This window comes from Paenarthrobacter sp. NEAU-H11, from assembly GCF_050573415.1.
Taxonomy (GTDB): domain Bacteria; phylum Actinomycetota; class Actinomycetes; order Actinomycetales; family Micrococcaceae; genus Arthrobacter.
This window is the reverse complement of the sequence record NZ_JBNZGA010000012.1, coordinates 79,702-105,481: the sequence shown is the minus strand read 5'-3', so window position 1 is coordinate 105,481 and position 25,780 is coordinate 79,702. Positions and strand designations below refer to the sequence as shown.

Below are 25,780 nucleotides of genomic sequence, written 5' to 3'. Positions count from 1 at the left end.
CCGCTAAGAAACCGCAGGTGAGGCGGTGACAACGACGTTTTTCCCCCAGGGATCTTCCGTGTAGCAGCTGATGAGGACCAGGCGGTTGGGCACGATCTCCCAAATGGGGCTGTCCTTCAGGCTGGACTTCAGGTAGGTGGTGATGCTGTCCACCTGATAGGTGATGGTGCCTGAGGCCGTGTCAACCTCGAACCGGTCGCCCACCGCGGCGGCTGAACTCAAGTGATTGAAAGGCGCCTCCGCGCCGTCCCAGCTGTGGCCGATCACGTAGGTGGTGTTGGACGAGCCTTCGCCCGGCGTGCCGAAGGGAGTCAGCCAGTAGCCGTCTTTCGTGGCGGGCGGCTCGATGGTCTGGCTCGACTCGGCGGCGCTGTCCGGATCGAGGGGGTGCACGGGCACGTCGAAGCCCGCGGACGGGTACCGGATGCGGCGGGGCTGTGATGCGTCGGGCAGCAGAGGTTCCGGAGCGGCAGCGGCGGGGGATTCCGCAGGTGGCGCAGTTCCTGGTGCGGCAGCGGTTGCGGCGGGCGGCGCCGGCTTGGGGGCCGGAATCCCGGCATTGGCGGATTCGACGGCACGTCCGGCGAATCCGGAGGCAGGGTGCGGTGGGCTGAACAAGGGTGCGCCAAAGGTAAAGGACAGGAAAGCCAGGACGCCGCACAGGAGAATGGCCAGATCTCCCCGGTCCCAGCCCCGCCGCCGGGGTTTTGTCTCAGCGACGTGCCGGCTTTGGGCCTTTTCCATAATGCTCCCCGATGCTCGAGACGGGACCGGAAGGAAGGCGCCCCGCCGGGCACTGGCGGAACGCCTTCCTTGTCAGGTGGCCGCAATTGCGGCTTGGCCGGCGTCAGCCGCCCAGGGGCTGCGTGCGCGACCTGCGGCGGACCGCGACTGCCGCTCCTGCAGCCATCAGGGCACCCAGTCCAGCCAGCCAGGACGGACCGCTGTCAGCACCGCCGACGGCGGTCTGGGCGTTGTACCCCTGGTTGGTTCCCAGGCTGGTGGCTGCCGGGGCAGCCGCCGGGGCGGCGGCAGGTGCCTGCCGCTGGACGGCAGCCTGGGGTGCGGCTGCCACTGGTGCCGCCGCCGGTGGAACGGCTGCGGGCTGCTCGACGACGGGCGTAACAGCAGGGGGCTCGACCACAGGCTGGTTGACGACCGGTTGTTCGACCACGGGCTGCTCCACCACGATGGGGGGTTCCACGACGATCGGCGGCACCACCACAGGCGGCGTGACCACTACGGGCGCTGCGGGCGCCACGCAATCGTTGGCGTGAACGGCGATTCCCTTCGTGTCCCAGTTCCGTGCGCCCATGCCGTCGTTTGGCGGAACGATGTCATCCAGGTGCAGGTCGTGCCCGTCCAAGGCGCTGACGCCGATGGTGACTGCCTTGTAGAAGCCGCCGCCCTCAGCGTGGCAGATGGTGATCTTGTCTTTGGTCTTGTCGCCGGCGGCGGTGGCCGGAGCGGCGACGGTGAACGCCGCGAGCCCCAGCACCCCCAGTGTGGCCATGGTGCGTTTCATGATGATTCTCCCCAGTTCTTTGCCGGAAACGGACCATGCTGAGGAGGAACAGTGCTTGCGCCGAATGCCCCAGCAACACGGTCAGCTTGCTTGAGTTTTCAGGCTAGGCGGGTGCCCCCGGGGCAGTCCTGAGTAGGGGGTACTCGTCTTTTCCCGCCCTTGGCTGGTCCGGTTACTTGCGGGTACCCGCATCACGCAGGGACGACCCGCACCGGCTACCTGCCTTCCACGGGTGGATCTTGTCCGCGGGTGCCGCCGGGCCTAACGTTGAAGCAGACGAAAGGTGCGTGGAGTCATGGAAATCTTCATGTGGTGGCTGGACCTGGACCTGGCAAGTAAGGAATGGCTGCGGGAAAACCTTCGTGCCGAGGAATTGCCCCTTTCGGTGCTCCAGGGGATTGCGGAAGCAGGCGGTCCGCATCCGGAGAATCCTGCGGCCGTCCTCACCGAGGCTGACTGGGATTTCATTGAGACGCAGTCGGAGTTCGTGGACTAGCAGTCCCGTGTGCCGGCCCGGCAGCAAGAAAACCGTTGCGGGCCGCCTTGGGCGGTGGTTGCATGGTGGGCATGGCAACCACCGAGAGTTTTGTCCTTGCAATCGGAACCAAGAAGGGCTTGTGGCTTGCCACGAGCGGGGACCGGCGCCAATGGTCCTTCACCGGCCCGCATTTCCTGATGAGTGAGATCCCCAGCATCGGGATAGACACCAGGGAAGGCCGGACCCGGATCATGGTGGGCGTCCGCAGCGAACACTGGGGGCCCACCGTAGCCCACTCGGATGACCTCGGAGCCAGCTGGTCGGAGCCGGAGCAGGGCGCCGTCAGGTTTCCGGAGGACACCGGCGCAGCGCTGGAGCGCATCTGGCAGATTTACCCGGACGCGGAGTCCCGCCCCGGCGTCGTCTGGGCGGGGGCGGAGCCCATTTCCGTGTGGAAGTCAACGGATGGCGGTGAACACTTCGAACTGAACCGGGGTCTCTGGGACCATCCCCACCGCAGCGAGTGGGGTGCCGGGTACGGCGGCGCCGCCGCGCACTCCATCGTGGTCCATCCCGCGGGGGAGACGGTCCATGTGGCCATGAGTACCGGAGGTGTTTACAGGTCGCTCGACGGCGGCACCTCCTGGGAGCCGCGCAACCGCGGCATTTCCGCCTACTTCATGCCCGACCCCAACCCGGAGTTCGGCCAGTGCGTGCACAAGATCGCCGCGGATGCCGCCGTCGACGGGCGCCTGTACGCCCAGAACCACCACGGCGTCTACCGCACGGATGACAACGGGGAGAGCTGGAACTCCATTGCGGAGGGGCTGCCCGCCGATTTCGGCTTTGTGATGCTGACCCATCCCCGCCGCGAAGGCACCGCATGGGTTGTTCCCCTGAAGGCTGACGGCGAACGCATCCCGCCGGGCGGCGAACTGGCAGTCCACCGCACGGACGATTCCGGCAGCACCTGGAAGAGGCTCAGTAATGGCCTGCCTACACGGGAGTACAACAGTGTGCTGCGTGATGCTGCGTCCGTGGACACCGCGGAGCCGGCAGGGGTCTACTTCGGGACCCGCGGCGGAAGCGTCTACGCCAGCGCTGACGAGGGTGAGGTGTTCCAGGAGGTGGCGTCCCACCTTCCGGATGTGCTGTGTGTCCGGGCAGCCGTGGTTGCCGGTGGCTGACAACAACGCACGGCACATCACTGTGGTGCTCCCCAGTGTCCTGCATCCGCTGGCCGGCGGGCAGTCGGTCCTGACTGCGCCCGCCGACGGGCCGGTGACGGTGGGAAAGCTGCTGGATGCGGTGACCTCGGACTTCGCGGTGCTCGCCCGGCGGCTCCGCGACGAGACGGGCGCGCTGCGGCGTTTCGTGAATGTCTACGTGGGCGGAGACGAGGTGCGGCGGCTGCAGGGCCTGGACACCGAGGTGGCTCCGGGCCAGGAGGTGCTGGTCATCCAGTCCGTGGCCGGAGGCTGAGCGGGCTGGCAGGGGGCGTCCGTTGCGGCGGGCAGCCCTTACTGGCTACGCCCGCGGCAACGGCTTCCGGCTGGGGTCAGGCCACCCGCCAAACACTGCATTCGTCCGTATTGATGGCTTTGCGCAGGCCGGTGAGCCGGTCCAGGATCCAGACGACGCCGATGCCCGGTGCCGTTTCCTGGACGCGGCCGCGGCGGATCACCACGTCGTCGTAGGAGGGCCCGACGGAAAGGCGGGCTTCGATCTCGTCGCCGCGGTGGAGCTGGTCCAGGGCGCGGACTCTGGTCACATGTGGTGTCGCTTTCTGCTTCATGGCGTGGCCTCCTGGCTGGGGCTGGTGCCGGCTCTTGCCTGCAGAATCAAGTGTGCCCAAGCAATGTTGCGCCCGCGTTTCCCCTCGGTTAGGCGCGGGTTAGCTTTTCGCGCCGGAGCTGTTTCCCCTACGGCAGTTCCAGGCTGGTGCGGTAGGCCGCCAGGAACGTGGAGATCCGCCGCACGGCCTCCCGGATATCCAGCACGGACGGAAGGATCACGAACCGGAAGTGGTCCGACGCCGGCCAGTTGAAGGCCGAACCGTGCGAGACAAGGATTTTCTGGTCCTGCAGCAGGTCCAGGACAAATTGCTCGTCGCTGCTGATGGGGTAGAGCTCCGGATCCAGCCGGGGAAACAGGTACATGGCTCCAGCCGCAGGCACGCATGTCACGCCGGGGATGGCCGTCAGCAGTTGGTGGGCAAGGTCCCGCTGTTCGCGGAGCCTGCCGCCGGGCCGCACCAGCGCCTCGATGCTCTGGTAGCCGCCCAGGCAGGTCTGGATGGCGTGCTGGGCCGGGACATTGGCGCACAGGCGCAGGGAGGCAAGCAGTTCCAGTCCCTCCCGGTAGGCGGCGGTTGCGGCGAGCGGTCCGGTGACTGCCACCCAGCCGGCCCGGTAGCCCGGCATCCGGTAGGCCTTGGACAGGCCGCTGAACGTCAGGCAGCAGACGTCCTCCGCCACAGCGGCAGTGTGGATGTGTTTGGCGTCCTCGTACAGCACCTTCTCGTAGATCTCGTCGGAGAACAGGACCAGGTGGTGCTTGCGGGCCAGCTCCGCGAACTGCGCCAGGATGTGGCGCGGGTAGACGGCGCCGGTGGGGTTGTTGGGGTTGATGATCACAATCCCCTTGGTGCGGCTGGTGATCTTGGCTTCCACGTCGGCCATGTCCGGCCACCAGTTCTCCGCCTCGTCGCAGAGGTAGTGCACCGGCTTGCCGCCGGTCAGGGTGACGGCGGCCGTCCAGAGAGGGTAGTCCGGTGCCGGCACCAGGATCTCGTCGCCGTTCTCCATGAACGCCTGCAGGCACATTGAAATGAGCTCGCTGACGCCGTTGCCGATGAAGACGTCCTCCACGCCAATCTGCATCAGGCCGCGGGTCTGGTAGTACTGCGAGATCGCCGTGCGCGCCGTGAAGATGCCCTTCGAGTCGCTGTAGCCCTGGGCACCGCGCAGGTGGTGGATCATGTCCACCACCACGGACTCCGGCGCCTCCAGCCCGAACGGTGCGGTGTCCCCCAGGTTCATCTTGAGGATCCGGTGCCCCTCCGCCTCCATGGCTTTGGCGGCCCGCAGGATGGGCCCGCGGAGTTCGTACCGCACGTTCTGGAGCTTGCTGGAGTGTTGCATGGGGCGCATGGTTGATTTTTTCACAAACGGACGACGCCGGCGCACGGCTAGGGTGCCGGCCGATCGCCCTTGCGGTGCAGGCGGAACCAGCGGTAACCGTAGCGTCCCAGCCCAACCGTGAAGCCGCCGTCGGGATCCAGCGCTGTGTTGTCGCCGTCAAACAGGTCCAGCAGGACAGCGTCCCTGAACGCATTCCGCGGCCCGTCCTCCGCGCCCACCGTGCCCCTGACCTTCACGGGCTCCTCCCCGAAGTTGTGCAGCAGCACCAGGGTGCCGCCGTCCGAGCTGAGCGTGTGGGCGAAGACGGCCGGCTCCGGCTGGTCGATGAGGGCGAACTTGCCCCAGCCCAGCTCCGCCGATTCACGGTAGCGGCGGATCAGCGTGACCATGAAGTTGAACAGCGAACCGGGGTCCCGCTTGGCTTTGGCGGCATTCAGGTTGTCCGGGCCATACTCGTCCCGGACAACGGGCGCCACGAGTCGGGACACGTTGGCGGTGGAGAACCCGCCATTCTTTTCGTCATTCCATTGCATCGGGGTGCGCACGGCGGCGCGGCTCTTCTGCCGCAGGTCCTCGCCCATCCCGATCTCCTCGCCGTAGAACAGCACCGGTGTGCCGGGGAGGGAGAACATCAGCGAGTACACCATCCTGATGCGTTCCTGGTCGCCGCCGAGCATCGGGGGTAGCCGCCGGCGCAGCCCGCGCCCGTAGATCTGCATGTTCTTCTCGGGCCCGAACGCCGCGAAGACCTCTTCGCGTTCGCCGTCGGTGAGCTTGTCCAGGGTGAGTTCGTCATGGTTGCGGACGAACATGGCCCACTGGTTGTCGGGGTGGAGCGGTGGCCGGCTCTTCAGGGTTTCGGCCAGGGGACGGGCGTCCTGGCGGGCCAGCGACAGGTAGATGTGCTGCATGGACATGAAGTCGAACTGCATGTTCAGCTCGTTGCCCTCGGGGCCGCCGAAGTACTCCACCTGTTCCTTGTAGGGCAGGTTCACCTCGCCCAGCAGGACCGCGCTCCCGTTCCGGCGGCTGACGAAACTCCGCAATGCTGCCAGGTATGCGTGCGGATCCAGGTTGGCGGCCTCGTCCCTGGGCTGGCCCCGGGTTTCCAGGAAGAAAGGCACCGCGTCCAGGCGGAACCCGTCCAGGCCCAGCTCAAGCCACAGGCCCATGGCCTTGGCGATTTCATTCCGCACCGATTCGTTGGTCACGTTCAGGTCCGGCTGGTGTTTGGCGAACATGTGCAGGTACCACTCGCCGGTAGCGTCGTCCTGGGTCCAGAGTGAGTTCTCTTCGCCCGGGAACACTACCTCGGAGGACGTATCGGGGGGAGTGTCGCTCCGCCACACGTAGTAGTCCCGGTACCGGTTGTCCGTGGATTGCCGGGCCTCGACAAACCAGGGGTGCTGGTTCGAGGTGTGGTTCACCACAAAGTCCGCGATGACCCGCATGCCGCGGTCCTTGGCGGCCCTGATGAACTCCACCAGGTCCCCCATGGTGCCCAGCCGGGGGTCCACGGTGAAGAAATCCGTGACATCGTAGCCATCGTCCCGGTCCGGCGAGGGGTAGAAGGGCATCAGCCAGATGCAGGTCACGCCCAGGGCTGCCAGGTAGTCCACGCGCTGGGTGAGGCCGGCGAAGTCCCCGGTGCCGTCGCCGTCGTCATCAAAGAACGTCTCGACGTCCAGGCAGTACACCACTGCGTTCTTCCACCAGAGGTCCGAGGTTTCGGCGATCCTCATGCCGGAGCCTGTGCCTGCGCCTGGAGCCGCGAACCGTGCACCTGTGGAAGGACCTCCGCGCCGAACGCATCAATGAACGGCGCCTGCTCCTGCCCCACGAAGTGCAGGTAGAGCTCGTCGAAGCCCAGGTCGGAGTAGCCGGCCAGCCACTCGGCGTGCTGGCCCAGGCTCGCCGAAACGTTGACGGCCTTGCGGACCTGTTCCTCGCCCACCTGCCCGCTGACGCCGTCGAAATGCCCGGCTGTGGGGAGGTCCCACGGGACAGGCGGGGCGAAGGTGTTGGTCCGCCACTGGTCCAGGGCGATCGCTGCCGCGTCCTGTTCACGGGGCGCCCAGGACAGGTGCACCTGCAGCACGGCCTTGCCGCGGCCGCCGTTGTCCCGGTAGGCGGCCAGCATGTCCTTGAGCTTGGCTGCCGGCTGGTTGACGGTGACCAGCCCGTCCGCCCAGGCGGCGGCGCGCCGCGCGGTGTCCACACTGATGGCCGGCGCGATCAGCGGCGGAGGGGGCTCCGGAACGTCCCAGATCCGGGCCTGTTCCACGGTGACCAGGCCGTGGTGCGTTACGTCCTCGCCCCGGTGGAGCCGCCGGATCACCTCAACGCATTCCTCCAGCCGGCGCTGCCGCGTTTCCTTGGGCGGCCACGCATCGCCGGTGATGTGCTCATTCATGTTCTCGCCGCTGCCGGGTGCCATCCAGAACCGGCCCGGGAACATGCTGGCCAGCGTGGCGGAAGCGTGGGCAATGATGGCCGGGTGGTAGCGCTGGCCAGGCGCCGTCACCACTCCAAACCGGAGGCTGGTGGTGGCCAGCGCGGCACCCAGCCAGGACCAGGCAAACCCGGAATGCCCCTGCCGGGCAGACCACGGCTCGATATGGTCCGAGCACATGGCGGCATCGAATCCTGCCCGTTCCGCGTGCTGGACGTCTTTAAGCAGTTGCCCGGGACTGATCTGTTCGTGCGAGGCGTGGAAGCCGACAGTAACCATCGTTAACCTCTACCGTCCGGGGAGGTGTTGTGTCGAGGGGTCGCGGGGCTTCCTGTGTCCAGGGGGCGCGGCGCCTGTCCGGCGGCCGGTCACTTGTCAGATAACTTTGGACTTGTAGTACTGCGCTGCCCCGGACTCGCGCGCAGGCCGCGGAAACGGAAGGAAGTACCCCTGTGGGCGGTGTGCTGATCGGCCTGGCGGTGATCGGCGTCGTCATTGCGGTGGGGTACATCGCCGCACGGTGCGGCCTGGGCGGTGAGCACACTGTCTCCGCACTGACCCGCACTGCCTTCTTCATCACCAACCCCGTCCTGCTGTTTACCGTGGTGCTGGAATCGGACCTCACCGTGGTGTTCTCGGCCTATGTGCCGCTGGCGCTGATCACGGCAGCCGCCACCGCACTGCTGTACGTGCTGGCCAGCCGGCTGTGGTTCCGGCGGCCCCTGGCGGAAACCGCCGTGGGCGCAATGGCCAGTTCCTATGTCAACGCGAACAACATCGGCATCCCCATCACGCTGTATGCCCTGGGCGACGCGACCCCCGTGGCGCCGGTGCTGCTGGTCCAGCTGCTCCTGTTCGCCCCGCTGGTCCTCACCCTACTGGACCTTTCCGCGGCCGGCCGGGTCTCGCCGCGCCTGCTGCTCACCCAGCCCTTCCGGAACCCCATGATCATCGCATCCCTGCTGGGGGTGGTCCTCGCAGCGTTCCGTGTGGAACTTCCGGAACCAGTGATGGCACCGCTGGACCTCCTGGGCGGAGCCGCCGTCCCCGTGGTGCTGCTGGCCTTCGGCATGTCCCTGCACGGGACCCGGATGCTCCAAAGCGGCGGCCACACTGCGGAAATCCTCACTGCCACCGCGCTGAAGTCCGCGGTGATGCCCGTGGTGGCCTTCGTCGTCGGCCGCTTTCTCTTCAACCTGGACCAGCACATGCTCCTGGGCGTGGTGCTGATGGCGGCGCTGCCTTCGGCCCAGAACGTGTTCCTGTTTGCCGCGAAGTACGGGCGGGGCGTTGCGGTGGCCCGGGAAACCATCCTGCTGTCGACGGCGGCCGCGGCCCCGGCGCTGATCCTCATTGTGTGGCTGCTGGCCGGGTGAGCGCCGGTCTTCCGGAAGCGGCTGCCGCCCGGCAAGATGGGGCACATGGAACTTCCCGTGATGCCGCCGGTCCCGCCCATGCTTGCGAAGGCCGTCAGCGGCATCCCGGAGGGGGAGCTCAGTTATGAACCCAAGTGGGACGGGTTCCGGTCCATCATCTTCCGCGACGGCGATGAGCTGGAGATCGGCAGCCGCAACGAAAAACCAATGACCCGCTACTTCCCGGAACTTGTCGAGGCGCTGAAGGAGAACCTGCCGCCACGCTGCGTGGTGGACGGCGAGATCATCCTGATCGGTTCCTCCGGCGACCGGCTGGATTTCGACACCCTCCAGCAGCGCATCCACCCCGCCGCCAGCCGGGTGAAGCTGCTCGCGGCGCAGACGCCGGCCTCCTTCGTGGCGTTCGACCTGCTGGCCCTGGGCGACGACGACTACACGGGCCGGCCCTTCACGGAACGGCGGGCGGCGCTTGAGAAGGCGCTCGCCGGCAGCACGGCCCCGGTCCACCTCACCGCCGCCACCACGGACAAGGACACGGCGGAGCAGTGGTTCCGGCAGTTCGAGGGTGCCGGGCTGGACGGCGTGGTGGCCAAACGCCTGGACGGCAGGTATGAGCCGGACAAGCGTGTGATGTTCAAGACCAAGCACGAGCGCACGGCCGACTGCGTGGTGGCGGGTTACCGGCTGCACAAGAGCGGGCCGGACGCCATCGGATCCCTGCTGCTGGGCCTATACAAGGACGACGGCGGCCTGGCCAGCGTGGGCGTGATCGGCGCCTTCCCCATGAAGCGGCGGCAGGAACTGTTTGAACAGCTCCAGCCGCTGGTGACCACCTTCGATGACCATCCGTGGGCTTGGGCGAAGCAGGAGGAAGGCGAACGGACCCCGCGGAACGCCGAAGGCAGCCGGTGGAGCGCGGGCAAGGACCTGTCCTTCGTCCCGCTGCGCCCGGAACTGGTGGTGGAGGTCCGCTACGACCACATGGAGGGCGAAAGGTTCCGCCACACGGCCCAGTTCAACCGCTGGCGGCCGGACCGGGACCCGGAATCCTGCACCTACGCGCAGCTGGAGGAGCCGGTCAGCTTTGACCTGGCGTCGGTGCTGGAGACCGGCCGGCCGTAGTTGCTGCGAGGTTGCTGCCGAAACAGCCCACTTATAACCAGTAAAGGCCCGCCATTCCGGGGAATGGCGGGCCTTCCGGTCCCGAAACCGGGCTGGTGCGTTACTTCAGGCCGAGCTGCTTGGTGGGGGTCCTGAAGGATTCCTTGGCCGTGAGGGCGGAGATGACCGCGACGGAGCAGATGACGCCGGTAAAGATGCTGATCTGGACCCACCCGCCGGGCTTGATGCCGCCCATGGCCGCGACGATCGCCGGGGCGAAGCCTGCCATCAGGAAGCCCAGCTGGGTGCCGATGGCCAGGCCGGAGAAGCGCACCTTGGTGCTGAACATCTCGGCGTAGAAGGACGGCCAGACGGCGTTGGAGGCTGCGTAGCCGCAGGAGAAGAAGCCGATGGCTGCCAGGAACATCAGCGGCACGCTGCCGGATTCCAGGCTGAGCAGGAACACGGGGGTCAGCGCGGCACTGGCCACGGCACCGTAGATGAACACCGGCTTGCGGCCGATCTTGTCAGCGAGCATGCCGAAGAGCGGCTGGGTGCCCAGTGCCACCAGGTTGGCGCCGACGACGAGCCACAGCGTGGTGGTGCCGTCCACGCCGGCAACCGTCTTGGCGTAGCTGATGGCGAGGGTGCCGAACACGGTGGAGACGGCGGCGATGAAGGCGCAGCAGATGACGCGGAGGACGTCGCGCCAGTGGCCCTTGAGGAGGTCGGCGACAGGGAGCTTGGAGATCTGCGCGGACTTCTGTGCTTCCTCGAAGGCCGGCGGCTCGTGCAGGGTGCGCCGGATGAAGAAGGCAACAACAACCACCACGGCACTCAGCCAGAACGGGATGCGCCAGCCGATGCCGTACTTGATCTCGTCCGGAAGGGCGAGCACGGGGATGAAGACGAGGGCAGCGAGGATCTGGCCGCCCTGGGTACCGGTGAGGGTCCAGGAGGTGAAGAAGGAGCGGCGGTTGTCCGGGGCGTGCTCCAGCGTCATGGAGGAGGCGCCTGCCTGCTCGCCGGCGGCGGAGAGGCCCTGGCAAAGCCGGGCCAGGACCAGCAGGGCCGGAGCCCACCAGCCAACGGTGTTGAAGTCCGGAAGGCAGCCGATCAGGAAGGTGGAGGCACCCATCAGCAGGAGGGTGAACATCAGGACCTTCCGGCGGCCCACCCTGTCGCCGAAGTGGCCCAGGATGACGGCGCCAACCGGCCGCGCCACGTAGGCGAAGCCGAAGGTGGCGAAGGACATGATGGCCGCGTTCGCGTCAGCATTGGGGAAGAAGACCGTGGGGAAGATCAGGGCTGCGGCGGAACCGAAGATGAAGAAGTCGTAGTATTCGACGGCGCTGCCCAGGAAGCTGGCGAGGGCTGCCTTCTTCGGCGTCCCGGCCGGGGCGGCGATGCCTGGCTCAGTGGACGGAAGTAACTGGCTCATGGAGTTCCTTAGATGTGACGACTTTGTCGCGGATGGATCAGGGGGCTCGCAGCCGGCGTGGCCTGGGGTAGGGGCTTGGCCCGGCACGGCTGGACGGTTGGGAAAACCCGAACAGTAGCCACATGGTGGGAGCTACTTGTGCGATACAGCAATGATGGCTGTGAGTGGAGTCACTTGTCAAGAAAATAATCATCATCTAGAAATAGCTCTCACTATGTGGCAACATCGAGGTATGAGTGTGAATCAAACCACAGCTGACGACGATGCAGCTGTCGACATCAAAGCGGACGCCAAGGCGGCCAAGGCGGACCGTACGGACATGGTGGGCAAGGCCCTGGGCCTCCTGGTCCTCCTGGGAGACGAGCCCCGCGGCGCGAGTGCCGCGGAAATCTCCCGCCGTGCGGACCTGCCCTTCAGCACCACTTACCGCCTGCTGGGATCGCTGACGCGGGACGGGTTCGTTGATTATGAACCGGACGGGCGCCGGTACCACCTGGGCCTGAGGATCTTCCAGCTGGGCCAGCGGGTCTCGAACCACCACGGCTTCGCAGGAACGGCCATGCCGGTTTTGCGCCGGGTGACCGAGCAAACGGGTGAGGCAACCATCCTGAGTGTCCGGGACGGCCACCACCACCTGACGGTGAACAAGGTGGACGGCCCGCAGATGTTCAGGGTGACCAGCGACCCCGGACACCTGGGCTCCCTCTCCACTACCGCCGTCGGCAAGGCCCTGGTGGCCTTCGCGGAGGATGCCGAGCGGGAAAAGCTGTTGGCGGAGCTTCCGCTGGAGCGGTTGACGGAAAAGTCCATTACGGACCGCGACGCCTTCCGCGCCGAAATCGAGAAGGTCCGGGCCCAGGGGTATGCGGTGATGGATGAGGAGAACGAGGCCGGCATGCGCGCCGTCGCGGTCCCGCTCCTCAACTCCCAGGGCCACGCGTTCGCCTCGCTGGCCACTGCCGTTCCTGTCTTCCGCCTGAGCCTTGAAGGCCTGGAGGCGCACGTTCCCCTGCTGCAGGAGGCCGCGGCGGAACTGGCCGCGCGCCTTCCGCAGCGGTGAGCCAGGGCGTGCCCCATCGCACGAATACCGCAGATTCAGGCCCATCTGTTCGTATGTAGAACAAGAGTGCGAGAAGTGAACATTTGTTATATCGTTATTCCAGTCACCTGCTGGCTGCGTGTGCCCGAGGGCAACGCCGGCCGCCCGGTGCCGTATCAAAGGAGCTGCACGGATGAGTAATCGAACTGAGTCCTACCTCGTGGGACTGGTCGGCGACGGCGTGATGCCGTCACTCACCCCGCCCATGCACGAACGCGAAGGTGATGTGCAGGGACTGCGCTACCTTTACCGGCCCATCGACCTCCTGGAACTGGGCCTTTCCGGGGAATCCGTGGGAGAGCTCCTCAGGAGCGCCCGGAACCTCGGCTTCAATGGCCTGAACATCACCCACCCCTGCAAGCAGCTGGTCCTGCAGCACCTGGATGAGGTTTCTCCGGACGCCCGCCGGCTGGGCGCCGTCAACACCGTGGTGATCGAGGACGGCCGGTTCGTCGGCCACAACACCGACTTTTCCGGCTTTGCCGCCGCACTGGCTTCCGGCCTCCCTGCCGCAAAGCTGGACCGCGTGGTGCAGCTGGGTGCCGGCGGTGCCGGTTCCGCCGTCGCCTACGCCCTGCTCTCCGCCGGTGTCCGCCACCTGGACCTCGTGGACATGGACGCCGCCCGCGGCGCCGCCCGGGCCGCTGAACTGGCCGGCTTCTTTCCGGACAGCACCGTGACGGCACGGACGACGACGGAGCTGCCGCGGCTGATGCCTTTGGCCGACGGCCTGGTGCACTGCACGCCCGTGGGCATGGCCGCCCACCCCGGCGTTCCCCTCGACCTGGACCTGCTGGAGCCCCGGCACTGGGTGGCGGACATCGTCTACCGGCCCATCGAGACCGAACTTGTCCGCGGCGCCCGCGCCAAGGGCTGCGACGTGCTGGACGGCGGCCGCATGGCCGTGGGCCAGGCCGCCGACGCCTTCCGCATCTTTACCGGCCTCGAAGCGGACCCGGACCGCATGCGCAGCCACTTCCTGGAACTTGTGGCCGCAGAGGAGGTGGCTGCCTGATGCGCACCGGAATTGCCACCGTCTGCCTCTCCGGCACGCTGAAGGAAAAGATGCAGGCCTGCGCCATCGCGGGCTTCGACGGCATCGAGATCTTCGAACAGGACCTGGTCACTTCGCCGCTGAGCCCCGAGGACGTGCGGAAGATGGCCGCAGACCTCGGCCTGGGACTGGACCTCTACCAGCCGTTCCGGGATTTCGACGGCGTCACGCCGGACCTGCTGAAGGCCAACCTTCGGCGTGCTGAAGCGAAGTTCAGGCTCATGGGCCGGCTGGGCATGGACACCATCCTGGTCTGCTCCAACGTTGCCACGGCCACCATCGACGACGACGACCTCCGCGCCTCCCAGCTCTCCGAACTCGCGGAGCTGGCAGGGGAGCACGGCATCAGGGTCGCCTACGAGGCCCTGGCCTGGGGCAAGTACGTCAATGACTACGAGCACGCCTACCGCCTGGTGGAGATGGTGAACCACCCCAACTTCGGCACGTGCCTTGACTCCTTCCACATCCTCTCCCGCGACTGGGACACCGCGCCCATCGAGAAGATCAACGCGGAGAAGATCTTTTTTGTCCAGCTGGCGGACGCCCCCAAGCTCTCCATGGACGTCCTGTCCTGGAGCCGCCACTACCGCGTGTTCCCGGGCGAAGGCCAGTTCGAGCTCGCCAAGTTCATGGGCCACGTGGTCCGAGCCGGCTACGCCGGCCCGGTCTCGCTGGAAGTCTTCAACGACGTCTTCCGCCAGTCCGACGTCGACCGCACGGCCGTGGACGCCATGCGGTCGCTGATCTGGCTGGAGGAACAGAGTGCCAAATGGCTGTCAGGCACCGCGGAAGCCGCAGGCGGCAGCAGTGCTGCCTCCCGCCGTCGTTATCCCATGGAACTGGCCACCCTGCCCAAGGTGAACGAACCCGCCGGCTTCAACTTCGCCGAGGTCAAGGCGGACGACACCGTGCAGCTTGAGAAGCTCCTGGGGCAGCTCGGCTTCGAATTCGAGGGCCGGCACCGCACCAAGGACGTCCAGCTGTGGACCATGGGCCAGGCCCGCGTGATCATCAACGAGCAGGCAGCGTCACACGCGGAGCCGTCCATCGCCGCGCTGGGTTTCGACGTCGATTCCCCCGTGATTGCCTCGGCCCGCGCGCAGCAGCTGAAGGCGCCCGTGGTGGCCCGCAAGGTCCAGGCGGACGAGGAAGTATTCCAGGGCATTTCCGCCCCGGACTCCACTGAGATCTTCCTGTGCCAGGGCAGCCCGGACGGCACGGCCGCATGGACGCATGAATTCGGCGAGGGCCTGGAGCAACCGCGGGTGGCGCGGAACGCGGTCATTGACCATGTGAACCTCGCCCAGCCGTGGCAGCACTTCGACGAAGCCGTCCTCTTCTACACCAGCGCCCTGGCACTGGAGCCGCAGCCGTTCGCCGAAGTCCCCAGCCCCAGCGGGCTGGTGCGCTCCCAGGTCATGCAGACGTCCGACGGCGCGGTGCGGCTGGTGCTGAACCTGGCGCCGGTGCAGCAGGCCGCCGGGCAAGGTACCCAGAGCGTGCCCAAGACTTACCAGGAGCACATCGCCTTCGCCGTGGACGACCTCGTGGCCGCCGCCAGAGCCGCCCGTGACCGGGGGCTGGAATTCCTGCAGATCCCCGCGAACTACTACGAGGACCTGGACGCCCGCTTCGACCTCGAACCCGGATTCCTGGCCACCCTCAAGGACCTCAACCTCCTGTACGACCGCGATGCCGACGGCGAATTCCTCCACTTCTACACGGCCACCGTGGGCAGCGTGTTCTTCGAAATGGTGGAACGCCGCGGCAACTATGACGGCTACGGGGCACCCAACGCCCCGGTCCGCCACGCAGTGCAGTACGACTCGCTGCACCGCACCTGAGCAGCACTGCCTGTACACCTGACAACCGCCCAAACCGAAAACCAGAAAGGAGCCAGCCGTGCCGGAAGACATCAACGCCGAGCTTGAAACGGACGAGTCTGTGCCGCCCGCCGAGCCCAAGGCAGCCCACCTGCCCCTGGACCTCGCCATCGAAACCCAGGCTGACCTCAGTGCGGAGATCAGTGCCCTGGGCGAGGCCTATGCCCGGGCCCTCAAAGACGGTGCGCCCGCCGAGACCCAGCCCCGGCTGGACTACCCGCCCTACCGCTCCAGCATCCTGCGGCATCCCACCAAGAGCCTGCAGCATGCGGACCCGGAGACCGTCGAACTGTACTCCCCGGCCTTCGGGCACCAGGACGTCCATGCACTGGAATCGGACCTGACCATCCAGCACAACGGCGAGCCGCAGGGTGAGCGCATCATCGTGTCCGGCCGGGTCCTGGACGGTGACGGCCGCCCGGTGGCCGGCCAGCTGGTGGAGATCTGGCAGGCCAACTCCTCCGGCCGCTACATCCACAAGCGTGACCAGCACCCCGCTCCGATCGATCCCAACTTCACAGGCATCGGCCGCTGCATCACCGGCCCGGACGGCTCCTACCGGTTCATCACCATCAAGCCCGGCGCCTACCCGTGGAAGAACCACCTGAACGCCTGGCGCCCGGCGCACATCCACTTCTCCCTGTTCGGCACGGAGTTCACCCAGCGCATCATCACCCAGATGTACTTCCCCGGTGACCAGCTCTTCCCGCTGGACCCGATCTACCAGACCATCGTGGACCAGGATGCCCGCGACCGGCTGGTGGCCACATACGACCACAGCCTCACCGAGCCCGAGTGGGCCCTGGGCTACAACTGGGACATCGTCCTGACCGGGCCCAAGCGGACCTGGACCGAAAACGAGGCGTTCGGTACCGCAGGCGACAGCAACGAAGAGGCAGGGGAATAGGCATATGAGCAACCAGACCAAACTTGTCCCGACCCCCGGCCAGACCGTCGGTCCCTTCTACGGCTACGCCCTGCCCTTCGAGAAGGACAACGAGCTGCTGGCCCCGGGTTCACCCGGCTCCATCCGGCTCCAGGGCACGGTGTACGACGGCGCCGGACACACCATCCCCGACGCCATCCTGGAAATCTGGCAGCCCGACGCCCAGGGCAACGTGGTCCAGAAGACCGGCTCCCTGGTCCGCGACGGCTACACCTTCACCGGGTGGGGCCGCGGCGCCGTGGGCAACTCCGGCGTCTTCACCTTCACCACGGTCAACCCCGGCCCCACCAAGCCGGGCGCGGCACCGTTCATCTCCGTGGCGCTCTTCGCCCGCGGCCTGACCAACCGGCTGTTCACCCGCATCTACCTGCCGGAAGACACCGGGGCGCTGGCCAACGACCCCCTGCTCAGCTCCCTGGATCCGGAGCGCCGCAAGACACTCATCGCCCGCCGCGACCCTGACGGCGGCCTCACCTGGGACATCCGCCTGCAGGGTGAGGGCGAGACCGTCTTCCTGGACTTCCAGTGACCGGAGCCGCCGGCCCGGGAGATACGGCCGCCTTCGGAGGAGAGGGCGACGCCGGACTGCTGAGCCCCGTCTCGGCGTCGCCCCTTGTGGCGGCGCTGACCGGGGACCGCGCAGTCCTGGCAGCGATCCTCGCCGTCGAGTCCGGCTGGGCCGCCGTGCTGGAGAAGGAGGGCCTCGCACCTGCCGGTGCCGCCGCCGTCGTGTCCGCTGCCGCGGAACCCGGCCGGTACAGCATGGCCGCCATCGCCCGGCGTGCCCAGGGCGGCGGCAACCCGGTCATCCCGCTGCTTGCCGACTTGCGGAAGCAGGTTGCCGCGCTGGATGCCGCCAATCTTGGGGCGGGGAAAGCGGTGCACACATCGCTGACCAGCCAGGACGTCCTGGACACGGCGCTGATGCTGGTGGCCCGCAACACCGTGGAGGCGCTGCTGGGTGACCTGAAACGCACGACGGCGGCGCTCGCGGCCCTGGCGGAACGGCATGCGGATACGTTGTGCGTGGGCAGGAGCCTGACGCAGCATTCCCTGCCCTTCACGTTCGGACTGCGGGCCGCACAGTGGTTCCAGGGCACGGCTGCCGCAGCCCGGCAGCTGGCGGGCCTGGACTTCCCGGTCCAGTTCGGCGGCGCGGCGGGCACCCTCGCGGCTGCCACTGTACTGACCCGCGGTTCAGCTGCCACCCCCTTCGGGCTCGCCGATGCCCTGGCCTCCCAGCTCGGCCTGGCCGCGGCCCCTGCACCGTGGCACACCAACCGGCTGGCCGTGACGTCGCTGGGCAACGCCCTGGCCGCAGTGCTGGACGCCTTCGGCAAGATCGCGGCGGATGTCCTGTTCCTGAGCCGTCCCGAGGTCGGCGAGCTGGCTGAGCCGCGGGCCGCCGGCCGGGGGGTCTCTTCCGCCATGCCGCAGAAACAGAACCCCGTGTTGTCCGTGCTGGTCCGCAGCGCCGCGCTGCAGGCCCCGGCCCTGGCCGCCCAGCTGCACCTGGCCGCCGCCAACTTCAACGACGAACGCCCGGACGCCGCGTGGCACACCGAGTGGCCTGCGCTTCGGCAGCTCCTGGCCCTGTCCCTCGGGGCGGCCGGCCACGTCCGCGAGCTGGCCGAGGGCCTCCAGGTGTTCCCGGACGCCATGCGCCGGAACCTGGATCTCGCCGGGCCGCTGCTTTTGGCTGAAGGCGTGGGTGCGGCTGTTGCCCCGCTGCTTCCGGACAAGGGCGGGCTCAGCGGAAAGCAGCAGCTCCAGGCCGTGGTGGACCAGACGCTCCAGGCCCCGCCCGCGGAGCAGGCCGCCACGTACCGCAAGCTGCTCCGCGAGGCGGTCCCCGCCGGGGTCCTGAGCGACCTTCGGCTGGAGGAAATCCTCAACCCCGCCAGCTATCTCGGCGAGGCCCCGGAAATCGCGCGGCGGATCCTGGCCGCGTATCCGGACTTTGCCGCCAATCCACCTGCAGACACCGAACCGAATGGAGCTTCCCGTGGCTAAGCCAGCCCTGAAGGCAGCGCTGCTGTCCCCCCAGCGACCCCTCGGAGACCATCCGTTGGTGGTGGCCGGTCCGTCACTGGGCACGTCCACCATTCTTTGGAACCGCACCGCTTCCTTGCTGGGGAACGACTATGACGTGGTGGCCTGGGACCTGCCCGGCCACGGCGTCTCGCCCGCCGCCACCGAAACGTTCGACGTCGGCGCGCTGGCTGACGCCGTGGTGGACCTCGTTGATTCCATCGCCCCCGGCGCATCCTTTCACTACGCCGGCGTCTCGCTGGGCGGCGCCACCGGCCTGCAGCTGGGCATCAAGCACGGGGAACGGCTCAAGAGCCTGTCCGTGCAGTGCAGCGGCGCGAAGCTGGGCACCCCGGAGGGGTGGCTCGAGCGCGCCGAAACCGTGCGCAGCCAGGGCACGCCGGTGATGATCCAGGGCTCGGCCGAGCGCTGGTTCGCGCCGGGCTTCATGGAGCGCGAGCCCGAGCTCAGCAGCCGGCTCCTGCACGCCCTGCGCGACGCCGACCGCTTCAGCTATGCGTTCTGCTGCGAGGCGCTCGCGGCTTTTGACGTGCGTGACGAACTGGGCAGCATCCGGGTGCCAACCCAGGTCATAGCCGGCGCGCTGGACGGGGTGGCCCCGCCGTCGTCCGCGGAGGAAGTGGCCGCAGGCATCATCGCCGGCGGCGGCACTGCCACGGCTGTCACGCTGGAGGGCGTGGCGCACCTGGCCCCCGCCGAGGCGCCTGCCCACGTGGCAGACCTGATGCGCAGCCTCATCTCCTGGGCAGAATCGCGGGGAGCAGGCGCATGAGCGGCTTCGAACAGGCGGGCGCGGAGCGTCACGGCGTGGTCCAGCCGGACGCCACCAGCCGGGACATTTACGACGGCGGCATGGTTGTCCGCCGCGAGGTCCTGGGCGATGCGCACGTGGACCGGGCCAACGCCAACAAGGACGAGTTCACCGAGGACTTCCAGGACATGATCACGCGGATCGCGTGGGGCGGCATCTGGACCCGGCCCGGCCTTTCCCGCCAGATGCGCTCCGCCGTCACCATCACCGCGATGGTGGCGCACGGGCACTGGGAAGAGCTGGCCATGCACATCCGGGCCGCCGTCCGGAACGGCCTCAGCAGGGACGAAATCAAGGAAATCCTGCTCCAGACGGCCATTTACTGTGGCGTCCCCTCGGCGAACACGGCCTTCAAGACAGCCCAAGAGGTCTTCCATGCAATGGACAGCACTGCACTGGACAACGCCGCAATGGACAACGCTGCAACGGACAACACACACACCGACGAACCCCAACCCAACTAGGTAGCGCGAAGTGTCGTTTTGACCCCCGAAAACGACACTTAGCGCTACCTAGTTGGGAAACCCAGACGCAAACCAGAGGAACGAGTTATGAACCAGGCTTTTGTGTACGACGCCGTGCGCACCCCGTTCGGCAAATTCGGGTCCGGCCTTGCCGCCGTCCGCCCGGATGACCTTGCCGCGCACGTCATTAAGGAATCCGTGAAGCGGGCCCCGGGGCTTGATCCCGAGCGGATTGATGAGGTGGTGTTCGGCAACGCGAACGGCGCCGGCGAGGAAAACCGGAACATCGCCCGGATGGGCACCCTGCTCGCGGGGCTGCCGGTGTCCATCCCGGGCACCACGGTCAACCGGCTCTGCGGGTCCTCGCTGGATGCCGCCATTATCGCCTCCCGCCAGGTCAACGCCGGTGATGCCGACCTGATGCTGGTGGGCGGCGCCGAATCGATGTCCCGGGCGCCGTGGGTGCTGCCCAAGACGGAGAAGCCCTACCCGGCCGGGGACATGACCCTGGCCTCCACCACCCTGGGCTGGCGGCTGGTGAACAAGGCTATGCCCAGGGAGTGGACCATCTCCCTCGGCGAGGCCACGGAACGGTTGCGCGAGAAGTACGGGGTGACCCGCGAAGCGCAGGACGAGTTCGCCGCGGCCTCCCACAACCTCTCCGCCGCCGCGTGGGATGAGGGGTTCTACGACAACCTGGTGGCACCGGTTCCGGGCACGGACCTGGTGCGGGATGAGGGCATCCGCCCCGGCTCGTCGGCGGAGAAGCTGGCCGGGTTGAAGACGGTGTTCCGGACCGAGGACGGCACGGTCACCGCGGGGAATGCTTCGCCGTTGTCCGACGGCGCCTCCGCGGCCTGGGTGGGGAGCGAGGCCGCCGCCGGGCTGCTGGGGCTGGACCCTTTGGCCCGGATCGCGGGCCGCGGCGCGCACGCGAACGATCCGCAGTACTTCGGGTACGCCCCGGTGGAGGCGGCGAACAAGGCCCTCGCGAAGGCGGGGATCGGCTGGGACCAGGTGGGCGCCGTCGAACTTAACGAAGCGTTCGCCGCGCAGTCCTTGGCGTGCATCAACGCCTGGGGGATCGACCACGAAATCGTGAACCGGCACGGCGGCGCGATCGCGATGGGCCACCCGCTGGGTGCGTCCGGAACCCGGATCCTGGGCACCCTCGCCCGGAGCCTGCAGGCCTCCGGGGAACGCTGGGGCGTGGCCGCGATCTGCATCGGCGTGGGCCAGGGCCTGGCCGTGGTCCTCGAAAACGTCACCGCCTCCGCAGGCACCAGCACAGGAAAGGCATAAGCGCATGCTGACTTTTGTAGATTCTGTCCGCGAGGCCGTGTCCGGCATCAAGGACGGTTCCACCGTAATGATCGGCGGGTTCGGCAACGCCGGCCAGCCGTTCGAACTGATCGACGCGTTGCTGGACTGCGGCGCCACGGACCTGACCGTGGTCAACAACAACGCCGGCCAGGGCGATCAGGGCCTTGCGCTGCTGATCAAGGAGGGCCGGGTGAAGAAGATGATCTGTTCCTTCCCGCGGCAGTCCGATTCCTGGCACTTTGACGCCAAGTACAAGGCCGGCGAGATCGAACTCGAACTCGTGCCGCAGGGCAACCTGGCCGAGCGGATCCGGGCCGCCGGGGCCGGGATCGGCGGGTTCTTCACCCCCACCGGGTACGGCACGATGCTGGCCGAGGGCAAGGAAACCCGCATCATCGACGGCCGCGGCCAGGTGTTCGAAACACCTATCCACGCCGACGTCGCCCTGATCAAGGCACTGAAGGCCGACGGCAAGGGCAACCTTGTGTATCGCAAGACGGCCCGGAACTTCGGTCCGATCATGGCCGCCGCGGCCAGGCAGACCATCGTCCAGGTCTCCGAGATCGTCCCCGTCGGGGGACTGGACCCGGAAAACGTGGTGACCCCCGGCATTTACGTCAACACTGTGGTCCGCGTGCCCGCGGCCAGTACCGCCTCCCCTGCAGGAAAGGTCGCTTGAGATGAGCACCGCAACAACCCTCCAGACCTCTGCCACACCCCTGGGCCGGGACGACCTCGCCCGGCTCGTGGCCAGGGACATCGCCCCGGGATCGTTCGTGAACCTGGGCATCGGCCAGCCCACCCTGGTATCCAACTACCTCACCGGGGAACAGAACATCACGCTCCACACGGAGAACGGGATGCTCGGCATGGGCCCCGTTGCCAAGGGCGACGAGATCGACGAGGACCTCATCAACGCCGGCAAGATCCCGGTCACCGAACTCCCGGGCGCCTCGTACTTCCACCACGCGGACTCGTTCGCGATCATGCGCGGCGGACACCTGGACATCTGTGTCCTGGGCGCGTTCCAGGTCTCCGCCACCGGTGACCTCGCCAACTGGCACACCGGGGCGCCCGGTGCGATCCCCGCCGTCGGCGGCGCCATGGACCTCGCCACCGGCGCCAAAGACGTGTTCGTGATGATGACCCTGCTGACCCGCGAAGGTGGCTCCAAGATCGTGGAGTCCTGCACCTACCCGCTCACCGGCGTCGGCTGCGTCACCCGCGTCTACACAGATAAAGCCGTCTTCCTCACCGGCCCCGACGGGGTCACCGTCCGGGAAACCTTCGGCTGCACCCTCGAGGAGCTGCAGGAGCTGGTCCCCGTCCCGCTGAGGGCCGCGGCGGCAGCGTAAAGGCCCCTAGGATTGGTTACCATGACCGACGCAGCAGCGGGGGCCCCGCAGGCCAGTGACCAGTATGTCCAGTCCCTGGCCCGCGGGCTCGCGGTGATCCGCGCGTTTGATACGGAGCATCCGGTCATGACCCTCACCGCGGTGGCTGCCCGGACCGGCCTCACCCGCGCCACTGCGCGGCGGTTCCTGCACACCCTGGTGGAGCTGGGCTATGTCAGGACCGACGGCAAGACGTTCGCGCTCACGGCCAAGGTGCTCCAGCTGGGGTACGCGTACCTGTCCGGATTGTCACTGCCGCAGCTGGCCCAGCCGCACCTTGAGGAATTGTCGCTGAAGCTTGGTGAGTCCACCTCCGCCGCCGTGCTGGACGGCACCGACATCGCGTACGTCGCGCGCGTGACGACGCGTCGCATCATGACCATAGGCATCACCGTGGGCACCCGTTTCCCCGCCTATGCCACCTCCATGGGGAGGGTGCTGCTGGCCGCGCTGTCCCCTGCCGACCTCAAGGCGTACCTTGCCGCCGCCGACATCAAGCCGCTGACCCCACGCGCGTTGGGGAGCGTCAAAGAGCTCCTGGCTGTCCTGGACACGGTCCGGGCCCAGGGCTGGTGCCTGCTGGACCAGGAACTCGAACTTGGCCTGATGTCCGTGGCCGCGCCGGTCTACGACGGATCCAAGGTGGTGGCGGCAGTGAACGTGTCCCTGCAGGCCCAGTCCGTGGCTGCCAAGCCGGACCCTGACGCCTACCTTTCATCGGTTGCCGAGGAAATCGTCGCCACCGCAAAGCTGATCTCGGCCGACCTCACGGCCCGGGGCTGACCACGCCCCTTCCGTCCTCAAACTGGAAGAGGCCGACGGCGGGTGCTTCCCGCCGTCGGCCTCTTCCTTTTTGTTGCCCGGCACTTACCGTACGTGGTTGCCCAGCTGCCGCAGCGGGGTTTTGCTCGTTTCGCGGGCCCACAGGGCACCGGCTACCGCGAGGACGGAGGAGCCTGCCACGATCCACGCGGCGGGACCCCAGTTGGCCTTGTCCGCGCCCACCAAGGCCGTGCCCAGCAGCGGGGTGAAGCCGGCGCACAGAATACCGATCTGCAGCCCGATGGCCATGCCGGAATACCGGACCTTGACATTGAAGAGCTCGGAGAACCAAGCAGGGTAGATCGCGTTGGACATGGCGTACGTGCCGGCCGTGATCAGCGTGCTGGTCAGGAAGATCATCGGGATGTTTCCGGTGGAAATCACCGAGAAGTAGACGAAGATCATGGCTCCGGATCCGAGGACGCCGGCGATGAACACCGGACGCCGGCCGAACCGGTCCGAGAAATGGGCCATGAGCGGCTGCGTGCCGATGGCCAGGACGTTTCCGAGGATGCTGACCCAGAGCATGGTTGATGCCGGGACGCCCACGGTGACGGCGTACGCGAGGCCGAAGGACTGCATGAACGTGTTCGTGACGGTTTCGAAGGACATCAGGGCCACCTGGAAGAACTGGGCCGGGTGGGTCTTGAACATCTTGGCGAGAGGGAGCTTCACCAGTTCGCCGTGGTCGTGCTTTTCCTCAAAGACTTCAGGTTCCTCCAGCGAGCGGCGGACCAGGTACGCGACGATCAGCACGATGATGGATCCCCAGAAGGGGATTCGCCAGCCCCAGGCGAGGCGGTCGGCCTCGCTCATGGCGGCCACGGGAAGGAAGGCCAGGGATGCCAGGACGATGCCGGCGGAGATGCCGCTCATGGCGAAGCTGGCGAAGAATCCGCGACGGCCTTCGGGAGCTTCCTCGGTGGAAAGGGCAGATGCGCCGGCGGTTTCCGCTCCTGCTGAGAGTCCTTGCATCAGCCGGAGCAGAACCAGCAGCGCGGGTGCCCAGTAGCCGGCGCTATTGAAGTCCGGCAGGATCCCAATGAGGAAGGTGGCAGCGCCCATGAGCACGAGGGTCAGGACCAGTGTGTTCTTGCGGCCGATTTTGTCGCCCAGATGGCCGAAGACGACAGCACCGAAGGGCCGGGCGACATAGGCGACGCCGAAGGTGGCAAACGACGCGATGAGCGCCACCGTGGGGTCTCCAGTGGGAAAGAAGATCTTGGAGAAGATCAGCGACGCTGCGGTCGCGTAGATAAAGAAGTCGTAATACTCGAGTGCCCCGCCAAGGAACGCGGCCAGGGCCGCTTTCCTGGCGCGCTTGAGCTGCCGTTCGGCCTCGGCAGGTGTCTGGGCCTCGGTGCCTGCTGCGATGTTCGTCATTCCGGTGATCCTTCCACGCTGAAGGCGTTGGGTTTATCGTGGATTTGTACGCATATCGAACATATGTGCGCAATGCGTTTTATCAGAGCATACTAGGTGGTGAGGCCGATCACAACGCCTCCGCCCGCAGCCCCTCCCGGCAGCGCGATGACACGGACACGAAAGGCATCACATGGAAGACCCCACGCCACCGGCCCGGTTGTTCCTGATCGGCTCCGCTGCCTCAGAGGCAATGTCGCCCCGGGTATGGAATCCCGTGCTCCGCCGGCTCGGCATCCCCTGGGCGTATGAAGCCTGGGACGTGCCACCGCAGGGCGGCATGGACCGAGTGCGGAACCGTCTGCGGGAACCGGACATCATCGCCGCGAACGTGACCATGCCCCACAAGCACTGGGCAGCTGAAGCCGCCGACGAGGCCACGGAAGAAGTCCGACTAAGCGGTGCCTGCAACATGCTGCTGCGGAAGGGGACTGCGCTGTTCGGCCACAACACCGACGTCACGGCGGTGCGGGCTCTTCTGGGCAGCGGGCACCAGCGGCATGCCCTTCTGATGGGGGCCGGAGGAGCGGCCAGGGCGGCTTTGATCGCACTCCGGGGGCAGGCCGGCACGGTGACCATTACCGACCGGGATCCCCGTGCCACGGAGGAACTGTCCAGCCTTGCCGGGGAGTTCGGGATGGATGCCCGCAGCGTCGGCTGGGAGCAGGCGCCGGGCCTGGCCGCCGAAGCCTCCCTCATTGTCAACGCCACGCCCATCGGTAAAGGCAGGTCCGACCGGCCCGTATGGGGCGAGGGCCCGCTCGCTGCCGATGCCCTGGTCTACGACTTCGTCTACGCCGGCCACGTCACGGGAACTATTGCCCGCGCCCGTGAACTCGGCGCACGGGTGGTGGACGGCTGGGACCACCTGCGTGAGCAGGCCGTCGCGATGGTTCCCCTCCTGGGCCTGGGCGGGCGGGCCAATTCCCTGCTTGCGGAAACGCTGGAGCAGCTGAGGGACGCCCACTGAAGGATATGATCTAACAGGCCTGGC

Annotated in this window: 26 protein-coding genes; 18 read left to right on the top strand and 8 right to left on the bottom strand. The window is 67.3% G+C overall.

Annotated features, from left to right (window positions below):
- Positions 1-3 precede the first annotated feature (3 nt).
- Positions 4-744: a class F sortase gene (locus ACQ3DC_RS15460; protein WP_430752642.1), complete on the bottom strand. Its 741-nt coding sequence runs from the start codon at positions 742-744 to the stop codon at positions 4-6.
- Positions 745-847: 103 nt separating this feature from the next.
- Positions 848-1,525, bottom strand: coding sequence for a hypothetical protein (locus ACQ3DC_RS15455; RefSeq protein ID WP_430752641.1), 678 nt, complete (start codon positions 1,523-1,525; stop codon positions 848-850).
- A 295-nt stretch (positions 1,526-1,820) separates the two neighbouring features.
- On the opposite strand from ACQ3DC_RS15455, the gene ACQ3DC_RS15450 reads away from it, so the two are divergent.
- The 3 genes from ACQ3DC_RS15450 to ACQ3DC_RS15440 all read left to right on the top strand — a co-directional run bounded on the left by ACQ3DC_RS15450 (position 1,821) and on the right by ACQ3DC_RS15440 (position 3,485).
- Entirely contained in the window at positions 1,821-2,021 is a 201-nt protein-coding gene (locus tag ACQ3DC_RS15450) for a hypothetical protein (RefSeq protein ID WP_157240233.1), read from the top strand.
- 62 nt (positions 2,022-2,083) lie between these two features.
- Entirely contained in the window at positions 2,084-3,190 is a 1,107-nt protein-coding gene (locus ACQ3DC_RS15445) for a WD40/YVTN/BNR-like repeat-containing protein (RefSeq protein WP_157240235.1), read from the top strand.
- Entirely contained in the window at positions 3,150-3,485 is a 336-nt protein-coding gene (locus ACQ3DC_RS15440) for a MoaD/ThiS family protein (protein ID WP_157240237.1), read from the top strand. Before ACQ3DC_RS15445 ends, ACQ3DC_RS15440 begins: the two co-directional genes overlap by 41 nt.
- 76 nt (positions 3,486-3,561) lie before the next feature.
- On the opposite strand, the gene ACQ3DC_RS15435 is transcribed toward ACQ3DC_RS15440, so the two are convergent.
- The 4 genes from ACQ3DC_RS15435 to ACQ3DC_RS15420 form a co-directional block, all read right to left on the bottom strand.
- Positions 3,562-3,798: a hypothetical protein gene (locus ACQ3DC_RS15435; RefSeq protein ID WP_139030984.1), complete on the bottom strand. Its 237-nt coding sequence runs from the start codon at positions 3,796-3,798 to the stop codon at positions 3,562-3,564.
- 127 nt (positions 3,799-3,925) lie between these two features.
- The gene (locus tag ACQ3DC_RS15430; RefSeq protein ID WP_157240238.1) at positions 3,926-5,155 is read right to left on the bottom strand and encodes a pyridoxal phosphate-dependent aminotransferase; all 1,230 of its coding nucleotides are present in this window, start codon (positions 5,153-5,155) and stop codon (positions 3,926-3,928) included.
- 38 nt (positions 5,156-5,193) lie between these two features.
- Entirely contained in the window at positions 5,194-6,888 is a 1,695-nt protein-coding gene (locus ACQ3DC_RS15425; protein ID WP_430752640.1) for an alpha-amylase family protein, read from the bottom strand.
- The gene (locus ACQ3DC_RS15420) at positions 6,885-7,877 is read right to left on the bottom strand and encodes a TIGR03885 family FMN-dependent LLM class oxidoreductase (RefSeq protein ID WP_430752639.1); all 993 of its coding nucleotides are present in this window, start codon (positions 7,875-7,877) and stop codon (positions 6,885-6,887) included. The genes ACQ3DC_RS15425 and ACQ3DC_RS15420 overlap by 4 nt, the downstream gene beginning before the upstream one ends.
- A gap of 173 nt (positions 7,878-8,050) precedes the next feature.
- On the opposite strand from ACQ3DC_RS15420, the gene ACQ3DC_RS15415 reads away from it, so the two are divergent.
- Positions 8,051-8,974, top strand: a complete 924-nt coding sequence (locus ACQ3DC_RS15415) for an AEC family transporter (RefSeq protein WP_421092617.1) — start codon at positions 8,051-8,053, stop codon at positions 8,972-8,974.
- Positions 8,975-9,019: 45 nt separating this feature from the next.
- Entirely contained in the window at positions 9,020-10,096 is a 1,077-nt protein-coding gene (locus tag ACQ3DC_RS15410) for an ATP-dependent DNA ligase (RefSeq protein WP_430752638.1), read from the top strand.
- A gap of 100 nt (positions 10,097-10,196) precedes the next feature.
- Here ACQ3DC_RS15410 and ACQ3DC_RS15405 read toward each other — a convergent pair whose 3' ends face one another.
- Positions 10,197-11,516: an MFS transporter gene (locus tag ACQ3DC_RS15405; RefSeq protein ID WP_421092619.1), complete on the bottom strand. Its 1,320-nt coding sequence runs from the start codon at positions 11,514-11,516 to the stop codon at positions 10,197-10,199.
- Between the two features lie 232 nt (positions 11,517-11,748).
- On the opposite strand from ACQ3DC_RS15405, the gene ACQ3DC_RS15400 reads away from it, so the two are divergent.
- The 12 genes from ACQ3DC_RS15400 (at position 11,749) to ACQ3DC_RS15345 (ending at position 23,325) form a co-directional block, all read left to right on the top strand.
- Positions 11,749-12,576: an IclR family transcriptional regulator gene (locus ACQ3DC_RS15400; RefSeq protein WP_323057985.1), complete on the top strand. Its 828-nt coding sequence runs from the start codon at positions 11,749-11,751 to the stop codon at positions 12,574-12,576.
- Positions 12,577-12,748: 172 nt separating this feature from the next.
- Positions 12,749-13,630: a shikimate dehydrogenase gene (locus tag ACQ3DC_RS15395; protein ID WP_321214792.1), complete on the top strand. Its 882-nt coding sequence runs from the start codon at positions 12,749-12,751 to the stop codon at positions 13,628-13,630.
- Positions 13,630-15,513 carry a bifunctional sugar phosphate isomerase/epimerase/4-hydroxyphenylpyruvate dioxygenase family protein gene (locus tag ACQ3DC_RS15390; RefSeq protein ID WP_430752637.1) on the top strand — a complete coding sequence of 628 codons (1,884 nt, stop codon included), beginning with the start codon at positions 13,630-13,632 and terminating at the stop codon, positions 15,511-15,513. The genes ACQ3DC_RS15395 and ACQ3DC_RS15390 overlap by 1 nt, the downstream gene beginning before the upstream one ends.
- Before the next feature lie 58 nt (positions 15,514-15,571).
- A complete protein-coding gene (pcaH, locus tag ACQ3DC_RS15385) occupies positions 15,572-16,459 on the top strand; it encodes a protocatechuate 3,4-dioxygenase subunit beta (RefSeq protein WP_430752636.1) in 888 nt (295 codons plus the stop codon).
- A gap of 4 nt (positions 16,460-16,463) precedes the next feature.
- Complete coding sequence (pcaG, locus tag ACQ3DC_RS15380; protein WP_323057989.1) at positions 16,464-17,027, top strand: protocatechuate 3,4-dioxygenase subunit alpha; 564 nt, start codon at positions 16,464-16,466, stop codon at positions 17,025-17,027.
- Positions 17,024-18,511 carry a lyase family protein gene (locus ACQ3DC_RS15375; RefSeq protein WP_430752635.1) on the top strand — a complete coding sequence of 496 codons (1,488 nt, stop codon included), beginning with the start codon at positions 17,024-17,026 and terminating at the stop codon, positions 18,509-18,511. The genes pcaG and ACQ3DC_RS15375 overlap by 4 nt, the downstream gene beginning before the upstream one ends.
- Entirely contained in the window at positions 18,504-19,322 is an 819-nt protein-coding gene (locus ACQ3DC_RS15370) for an alpha/beta fold hydrolase (protein WP_430752634.1), read from the top strand. The genes ACQ3DC_RS15375 and ACQ3DC_RS15370 overlap by 8 nt, the downstream gene beginning before the upstream one ends.
- A complete protein-coding gene (pcaC, locus tag ACQ3DC_RS15365) occupies positions 19,319-19,825 on the top strand; it encodes a 4-carboxymuconolactone decarboxylase (protein WP_157240257.1) in 507 nt (168 codons plus the stop codon). The genes ACQ3DC_RS15370 and pcaC overlap by 4 nt, the downstream gene beginning before the upstream one ends.
- 87 nt (positions 19,826-19,912) lie before the next feature.
- On the top strand, positions 19,913-21,127 hold the full coding sequence (locus ACQ3DC_RS15360) for a thiolase family protein (protein WP_430752633.1): 1,215 nt from the start codon (positions 19,913-19,915) through the stop codon (positions 21,125-21,127).
- A gap of 4 nt (positions 21,128-21,131) precedes the next feature.
- The gene (locus ACQ3DC_RS15355; RefSeq protein ID WP_157240261.1) at positions 21,132-21,827 is read left to right on the top strand and encodes a 3-oxoacid CoA-transferase subunit A; all 696 of its coding nucleotides are present in this window, start codon (positions 21,132-21,134) and stop codon (positions 21,825-21,827) included.
- Position 21,828: 1 nt separating this feature from the next.
- Complete coding sequence (locus ACQ3DC_RS15350; RefSeq protein ID WP_430752632.1) at positions 21,829-22,503, top strand: 3-oxoacid CoA-transferase subunit B; 675 nt, start codon at positions 21,829-21,831, stop codon at positions 22,501-22,503.
- A gap of 21 nt (positions 22,504-22,524) precedes the next feature.
- Positions 22,525-23,325 (top strand): IclR family transcriptional regulator domain-containing protein, encoded by an 801-nt coding sequence (locus tag ACQ3DC_RS15345; RefSeq protein WP_430752631.1) that lies wholly within the window; start codon positions 22,525-22,527, stop codon positions 23,323-23,325.
- A gap of 84 nt (positions 23,326-23,409) precedes the next feature.
- Here the strand turns inward: ACQ3DC_RS15345 and ACQ3DC_RS15340 are convergent, their stop codons facing one another.
- Positions 23,410-24,747, bottom strand: coding sequence for an MFS transporter (locus ACQ3DC_RS15340; RefSeq protein WP_430752630.1), 1,338 nt, complete (start codon positions 24,745-24,747; stop codon positions 23,410-23,412).
- Between the two features lie 172 nt (positions 24,748-24,919).
- Between ACQ3DC_RS15340 and ACQ3DC_RS15335 the strand changes: the two genes are divergently transcribed.
- The gene (locus tag ACQ3DC_RS15335) at positions 24,920-25,756 is read left to right on the top strand and encodes a shikimate dehydrogenase family protein (RefSeq protein ID WP_430752629.1); all 837 of its coding nucleotides are present in this window, start codon (positions 24,920-24,922) and stop codon (positions 25,754-25,756) included.
- Positions 25,757-25,780: the final 24 nt, after the last annotated feature.

Bases quoted from the DNA above. Each gene is read 5' to 3' on its own strand.
- ACQ3DC_RS15460 (WP_430752642.1), bottom strand. From the start codon at position 744: ATGGAAAAGGCCCAAAGCCGGCACGTCGCTGAGACAAAACCCCGGCGG.
- ACQ3DC_RS15455 (WP_430752641.1), bottom strand. From the start codon at position 1,525: ATGAAACGCACCATGGCCACACTGGGGGTGCTGGGGCTCGCGGCGTTC.
- ACQ3DC_RS15450 (WP_157240233.1), top strand. From the start codon at position 1,821: ATGGAAATCTTCATGTGGTGGCTGGACCTGGACCTGGCAAGTAAGGAA.
- ACQ3DC_RS15445 (WP_157240235.1), top strand. From the start codon at position 2,084: ATGGTGGGCATGGCAACCACCGAGAGTTTTGTCCTTGCAATCGGAACC.
- ACQ3DC_RS15440 (WP_157240237.1), top strand. From the start codon at position 3,150: ATGTGCTGTGTGTCCGGGCAGCCGTGGTTGCCGGTGGCTGACAACAAC.
- ACQ3DC_RS15435 (WP_139030984.1), bottom strand. From the start codon at position 3,798: ATGAAGCAGAAAGCGACACCACATGTGACCAGAGTCCGCGCCCTGGAC.
- ACQ3DC_RS15430 (WP_157240238.1), bottom strand. From the start codon at position 5,155: ATGCGCCCCATGCAACACTCCAGCAAGCTCCAGAACGTGCGGTACGAA.
- ACQ3DC_RS15425 (WP_430752640.1), bottom strand. From the start codon at position 6,888: ATGAGGATCGCCGAAACCTCGGACCTCTGGTGGAAGAACGCAGTGGTG.
- ACQ3DC_RS15420 (WP_430752639.1), bottom strand. From the start codon at position 7,877: ATGGTTACTGTCGGCTTCCACGCCTCGCACGAACAGATCAGTCCCGGG.
- ACQ3DC_RS15410 (WP_430752638.1), top strand. From the start codon at position 9,020: ATGGAACTTCCCGTGATGCCGCCGGTCCCGCCCATGCTTGCGAAGGCC.
- ACQ3DC_RS15405 (WP_421092619.1), bottom strand. From the start codon at position 11,516: ATGAGCCAGTTACTTCCGTCCACTGAGCCAGGCATCGCCGCCCCGGCC.
- ACQ3DC_RS15400 (WP_323057985.1), top strand. From the start codon at position 11,749: ATGAGTGTGAATCAAACCACAGCTGACGACGATGCAGCTGTCGACATC.
- ACQ3DC_RS15395 (WP_321214792.1), top strand. From the start codon at position 12,749: ATGAGTAATCGAACTGAGTCCTACCTCGTGGGACTGGTCGGCGACGGC.
- ACQ3DC_RS15390 (WP_430752637.1), top strand. From the start codon at position 13,630: ATGCGCACCGGAATTGCCACCGTCTGCCTCTCCGGCACGCTGAAGGAA.
- pcaG (WP_323057989.1), top strand. From the start codon at position 16,464: ATGAGCAACCAGACCAAACTTGTCCCGACCCCCGGCCAGACCGTCGGT.
- pcaC (WP_157240257.1), top strand. From the start codon at position 19,319: ATGAGCGGCTTCGAACAGGCGGGCGCGGAGCGTCACGGCGTGGTCCAG.
- ACQ3DC_RS15360 (WP_430752633.1), top strand. From the start codon at position 19,913: ATGAACCAGGCTTTTGTGTACGACGCCGTGCGCACCCCGTTCGGCAAA.
- ACQ3DC_RS15355 (WP_157240261.1), top strand. From the start codon at position 21,132: ATGCTGACTTTTGTAGATTCTGTCCGCGAGGCCGTGTCCGGCATCAAG.
- ACQ3DC_RS15350 (WP_430752632.1), top strand. From the start codon at position 21,829: ATGAGCACCGCAACAACCCTCCAGACCTCTGCCACACCCCTGGGCCGG.
- ACQ3DC_RS15345 (WP_430752631.1), top strand. From the start codon at position 22,525: ATGACCGACGCAGCAGCGGGGGCCCCGCAGGCCAGTGACCAGTATGTC.
- ACQ3DC_RS15340 (WP_430752630.1), bottom strand. From the start codon at position 24,747: ATGACGAACATCGCAGCAGGCACCGAGGCCCAGACACCTGCCGAGGCC.
- ACQ3DC_RS15335 (WP_430752629.1), top strand. From the start codon at position 24,920: ATGGAAGACCCCACGCCACCGGCCCGGTTGTTCCTGATCGGCTCCGCT.